This is a genomic window from Microcystis sp. LE19-131.1A (genome assembly GCF_027532015.1).
GTDB classification, from domain to species: Bacteria; Cyanobacteriota; Cyanobacteriia; order Cyanobacteriales; family Microcystaceae; genus Microcystis; species Microcystis ichthyoblabe_A.
Genome location: NZ_JAPZSS010000077.1, coordinates 1 through 5,408 on the forward strand (window position 1 = coordinate 1; position 5,408 = coordinate 5,408).

The 5,408-nt window shown below is 41.1% G+C and carries 2 protein-coding genes and 1 pseudogene; all 3 read left to right on the forward strand.

What is annotated here, in order from left to right; all coding sequences use genetic code 11:
- Positions 1–223: 223 nt before the first annotated feature.
- Positions 224–367, forward strand: a pseudogene (locus O9323_RS06925) (IS630 family transposase); the annotation flags it as partial.
- Positions 368–805: 438 nt separating this feature from the next.
- Positions 806–4,870, forward strand: coding sequence for a zinc-ribbon domain-containing protein (locus O9323_RS06935; protein WP_149106814.1), 4,065 nt, complete (start codon positions 806–808; stop codon positions 4,868–4,870).
- Between the two features lie 366 nt (positions 4,871–5,236).
- A partial coding sequence (locus O9323_RS06940; protein WP_502846421.1) for an IS1634 family transposase N-terminal domain-related protein occupies positions 5,237–5,408 on the forward strand: 172 nt, incomplete at its 3' end.

The window sequence follows — 5,408 nt, forward strand, 5'->3', positions numbered from 1 at the left end:
AGCCTTGAATACAGGTTCCTTGTAGGTTCAAAAATTTGTCAAGTATCATAAGTAAAATAATCTCGTTTTTGGCTATTATATCAAATCTTAACTCAATTGTCTATCTTTTGGTATTAACCTATTTGTGCCTTAAGTCCTTTCCTGTATGAATTTCAGCTACTTTTAGGCGTAGGCACTCTCATCGAATTTTATTTTAAGTTAATTATTTGCATAACAATTCCCGAAGAGCCAGAAAAACTTACAAAAAGCTCTTAAAGAAGAAGAAAGAGCAGAAGTGATGTAAAGAATTTTAATGTTTCTCTTGCTGAACGACGGAAAAACTCAACGAGAAATAGCTGAGTTTATTGGTTGTTCACTCAAAACAGTCGGGAGCATCTTACTTATGCAATGAGTATTAATATTTATAGCAGTCAAAAACTAGAAAATATTGAACTTGATCACAAAGAGAAATGAGATTATAATAGTTAGACTCTCTTGGATTTGGTGGGTAAAATGTATTCTAAGATACAGTCCTACTGGCGATCGCAACGCGCTCGCTACGCGAGACCGAGTGGAAGGAACCACAGAGACACAGAGGACACAAAGATTGATCGCTTCTATAGTAAGTTAAACTGATCACACAGAACCTAGAAGAGCCATTAGAGTTCTTCACGTTTATGTGTGTGAAGCTTTGTTAAGAATTAAGGCAACCCCTTAAAATACAAGGGTGATGAGACCATACCATATTCCCTGTAAGACTGTTATCACACAAGATCCATAAGAGCCAAGTTAGTACATAGGCACCTCTAATTGTTCAAATTAAGCTATGGATGATGCACACAAAATCCGAGAATCTACAAAAAGATTGGGCAGGCAACAGAGACTTACTCTTGAGTCGCTATACGAGTCCTCTCAACCCATAATGATATTTAACCTTGATTCTACAGAATCTCAACAAACTTTATCTAGCCTTCAGACTAGAGGGCTTATTGAATTAAGGGAAGATCAAGTTCTCCTCACTGAACTGGGTCAAGCTGTTTGCGAGGCTTGGCAAGAACAAAATGATGAGGAATCAGATTCCTTGTCTGAGACAAATGGTGAACAGAAAAAAGAGTCACCCAGGTCAACTCAACTAAAACAGGCAAAGCTTGAAAAGAGTAATCAGTTTTTAGAACTTTATAAACAGGGATTAAGCTTTCGGGATATTGGTGAGCAGCATGAGTTAAGTAAACAAAGAGTTCATCAAATTCTTATTGATAATCCTGCATTCCATGAATATTTGAAAGAGCGTAAGGAAGCAGCAGCATCAGCCGAGCAGGAAAAGAAAGAACGTGCCAGGCAAGAACTCTATTCGAGAAGCTTAGCTGCACTTTATCCAGAGCGCGTCGCAGAATTATGGGATTATGAGAAAAATGGAGATCTAAAGCCCGAAGATGTTCCTGCCCGAACTTCACTCCAGGATGTGTGGTTTAAATGTCCGATTGATGGGCATTCCTGGAAGCAAAAGCCGAAGGGCATTACTACAAGCTGGACGAGAAGTGGAACCAGTGGATATCCGATGTGTGCAGGTAGGAAGAAAAAGGCAGAAAAACAACCTGCCCTTACAGAAGTTTATCCGGAACTTATTAGCCAATACTGGAATTACGAAAAAAATAACAAACTTAACCTAGACCCAGAAAAATTAACTCTTGGAAGTAATAAAAAAGTATGGTTCAAATGTCCTCATGATGGAAATGAGTGGCAAGCAAGCATTAACTCAATAATAGATCAGCAGTGGTCAGAGGGTAATGCCAGTTGTCGAGTCTGTAATGGTACTGCTGAACGCAAGCAGGGTGAATGGCAACGTAGAGATCCAATAGCAGTTGAGTTTCCTGAAGAAGTCGCTAAGTATTGGTTCTATGAAGCTAATAATGAACTAGGACTTGAGCCAATGAAGTTAACTATTGGATCAAGTAAAGAAGCTTTCTTTAAATGTCCTATTGATGGTCATGAATGGGTAGCTTCTCTTACCTCAATAAAGATTTCTTGGAAAAGAGGAAATAGTGGTTGCCCAGCGTGTAGAGGATTAGTTGCTACTGAGACTACATCATTATTAGCTCTGTATCCTGAGTACGTATCTCAGTATTGGGATTATGAAAAGAATAACAAACTAGACATATTTCCTGACAAGGTAACTAAAGGTTCCCAGAAGGAAGCTTGGTTCAAATGCCCTATTGATGGGTATGAGTATAAATCTAAGATAACGAGCATTGTCAGAGCTTCTTGGAGTGTAGGGAATAGTGGTTGTGCTCGTTGTGGCTTAGGCTGGACTTTAGAAGCGATCCGTCAATTCGTCGCTAGTTTAGAAGTTCATATTCCCAATCTGACTCAAGCGGAGTTATATAAAATCTTTGAGCAATCAGGGGTTTTGGATACGAAAAATGCTGAAGGACTCAAGCTTGTAAAAAATATTATTAAGGGCAAGCTAACAGGACAGAAACTTAGAGATGTAATTCAAGGCAAGGAAACAAAAGTTTCTGAGAATGAAATTGATTCAGTTGATATACTCAAGGCTGATACTGAATTACAAATTATCGATACTGCTCCGTCATTAGATATATCTGGAGCATCTCAATTTTTTGAAGCAAGCAGTGATTCTCAAGATGAGCTTGATGAAGCTGGCAAACTACCACAAATAAAAGTACAGAAAAGTCTGGAATTTTTGAGTAGCAAGATTATTGCTTCAGCCGATCAAGAGGCAGTTGACTTCTTTATTGCTTCAAGGCGTAATCGAATTTGGGCAGAAGTTTTTGAAGATGAATCTGCCGTCGGAGCAATTGAGGCGTTTACAGACGAGGGTTATGGTCGTCAGGTGAGAGATCAATTTCTTGACGAATACAACCAAGCGCGAGATATGGCAATTCCATCAGGTTGGGCATTTCGAGTTGATGGCAAAATCACACCCCCCAACTTGATGCAAAAGCTAGCTGCGGTAAGGCTACGGAGTCAGCAGCGAATGTTAAATCTCTCGTTGACAGGCACAGGTAAAACAATTGGTGGCATCCTTAGTAGCCGCATCATTGATGCCCATCTCACAATCATTATCTGTCCATTAGATACGGTGCCAAACTGGCACGGAGAAATTAAGCATGTTTTTCCAGATAGCCGAGTAACTATCAAAAATTTTAATCCTCATTGGACAGATGTTGAAGGAGGACATCACTATATTCTCCTAAATCATGAGATGTTCCAGCAGCCCTCAACCCCTGTTCATATTCGGCAACTTCTAGAACGATATCAAATTGACTTCATCATCGTGGATGAGATTCATCGTTGTAAACAACGGGGCGATGATCCTTCTAAACGGCGACAGATGGTGCTTGCTCTGATCACTAACGCAGCCGAGAAGAACCCTGATCTTCATGTCCTTGGAATGAGTGCAACTCCTGTTATTAACAATTTGAAAGAAGGTAAAAGCCTGGTTGAATTAGTAACGGGTGTAGAGCGATCTGATTTGAGTGAGAAAGCTACGCTTAACAATTGTATGCGCTTGCATCAAGCGTTTGTAACTCTGGGAATTCGTTCTAGAGTCAAGCCTAAAATCAACATCAAGAGGGTTACACTTCCAGTAGATTGTACTTACTTAGTGGATGAAATTCGGGAAGAAGGCACATCCATCTTAAAAATGGAGCAAATCCTTACTCGTGCCAGAATTCCAGCAATTCTCAAGGAACTCCGCCCAAAAACTATCATTTATACGCATTATGTTGAGGGTATTGTTGATCAGTTAAAAGAGGCGATTGAGGCGGAGGGATGGACTGTTGGTTTTCACATGGGAGGGGATAAGAGTGGTCGTAACGGTTTTATTGATGGTTCTATTGACATTCTGATTGCCAGTAGTGCTATGGCTACTGGTGTCGATGGTTTTCAGCGAGTCTGCGATCGCTTGATTCTGAATATCCCACCCTGGACAAGTGCCGAATTAGAGCAGTTAGAAGGACGATTAAATCGGCAGGGGCAAGTTCATGATACTCTCACAATCCTCATGCCTGTGACTTATGGTTTAGATGATGGAGAACGGTGGAGTTGGGATGAAGGGCGATTAGCGCGATTGCAAAACAAGCAGACGGTTGCTGATGCTGCGGTTGATGGCGTAATGCCTGAAGGTCAGCTACGTAGTGAATCCCAAGCATTTAGAGATTTGCGTAAATGGCTGGAACGCCTGAAGTCAGGTGAACAAAAATCAGTCATTCGCCCTAAAATTTTCGTGCCACTTCCAGATGTTGACCCATCAGATGTTAGACGCCGTAATGTTCAATACGGTGACTTTAGCCGTATGAATGCTCGTTGGAGTAATAGCTACAGTCACACTACTTACGAACGATTACAAGGCAATCCAGAAGAGTGGATGCAATACCATACGCTTTATCAAGAAGCTCGAAAAACTTGGTCAGTTATTCCTTATGAGGAGGCTATCAGGTGGCTTCAGAAACGCTCTGATTTAGTTGTGGCTGATTTTGGTTGTGGGGAAGCATTGATAGCTAAAGCTCTCATCGGCAAGCATACGGTTCATAACTTTGATTTCATTGCTATCAATGATGCAGTTACTGAGTGTGATATGGCTCATGTGCCATTGGAGGATAGCTGTCTGGACGTTGCTATGTTCAATTTGTCACTTATAGGCTTGAACGTTGGTGATTACATTCGAGAAGCATCCCGTACACTCAAACTTGATGGACAACTTTGGATTTACGAAGTAACTTCCCGTATTAAAGATATTCAAGGGTTTGTCAGAGGTCTTGAGACAGCAGGGTTTAGAATAATTGAAAACACTGAGGTATGGAAATTTCGGTATATTCGAGCAATTAAATCAGAGGAGGTTGCTCTCTCTCAAATCAAGGTGCAACTGTAGTGCTTCGAGCAGGCTAACAAACCTGCTGGAGCGGACTGTTGGAAGATATCGGTTGTGTTGCAAAGGCTATTTGCAGCCGTTCAGCAGGAACGTTAGACAGATTCTAGTGCGATCGCCTCGCCCGTAGGTTGGGTTGACGGCAGGAAACCCAGCATTGCTTTTCTCTATCAACACTAACCAAAAGCGCGATCCCACCCAAAACACATCGACCCTTATTACTGAACTTCCCCCATACATATATACCACAATAGCTGAAAACCCTTATCCATCAATGGATGCACCCCCTTAACTTATCTTAATGTACCCATGTATTTTGTAACATTTCTTAATGGACAAGAATTCTCTCCCTTTGCTAGAATGATAGCCATGTATATAGAAAAAGTTCCTAACCGTAATTCCCCTCCCGCCGTTCTTCTTCGAGAGTCCTACCGAGAAGGAGAACAAGTCAAAAAAAGAACCCTAGCCAATCTCTCAAAATTACCCGATGATATTATCGACAATCTAAAACTGGCTCTTAAAGGCGCAACACTGTCCATGA